Raw genomic sequence first — 670 nt, 5'->3', positions numbered from 1 at the left:
GGCGAACAATCTCAACCAACTTACCAAGCTGTCGCATCAGAAAGGTTTCCACGAAACCCATGTGTATGTGATGGACTTGTTGAGAAAGTTAAAAGCCATATTTTGTGAATACAGGCAAGCGACCTCTGCCTCGAAGTTAAACTCAGGCAGGAAGGAGGCGACGACATGATAGGCAAGCTAAAGAAAGGCGCATCTTTTGGTGGCTGCATCCGCTATGTGACAGGCAAGGACGAGGCGAAAATCCTTGCCTCTGATGGTGTGTTACTCGACACGAATGCCGAGATGGCTCAAAGTTTTGAGTTACAGAGGCTGCTAAATCCAAGTATTAAGAAGCCTGTGGGACACATTGCGTTGAGCTTCAAGCCCGAGGACAAGCCACGTTTGACGGATGAGTTTATGACTAAGATTGCCCTTGAATACATGCAGATGATGGGCATCAACGATACCCAATTCATTATCGTAAGGCATCACAATACGGACAATCCACATTGTCATATCGTATATAACCGCATCAATAACGAGGGCAAACTCATATCAGACGCCCACGATTACAGGCGTAATGAGCAAGTGACCAAGGCCCTAAAATCCAAGTATGGATTGACTTACGGAACTGACAAGAGCAAGACTAACACTCGCAAATTGCGCAATGCGGAGCGTGCAAAATACGAGA

General features: G+C 46.3%; 1 protein-coding gene and 1 pseudogene. Both read left to right on the top strand.

The features are described 5' to 3' along the window. A pseudogene (locus tag DWV53_RS16325) lies at positions 1–169 on the top strand (plasmid mobilization protein); the annotation flags it as partial. Then, positions 166–670 (top strand): relaxase/mobilization nuclease domain-containing protein (locus DWV53_RS15440; RefSeq protein ID WP_181992527.1); only part of this gene is annotated, 505 nt, incomplete at its 3' end. The pseudogene DWV53_RS16325 and the gene DWV53_RS15440, both read left to right, overlap by 4 nt.

It is taken from the genome of Segatella copri (assembly GCF_003465495.1).
Classification (GTDB): Bacteria; Bacteroidota; Bacteroidia; order Bacteroidales; family Bacteroidaceae; genus Prevotella; species Prevotella copri_G.
Note: the sequence above shows the minus strand (reverse complement) of the source record. Positions and strands in the feature narration are given on the sequence as shown.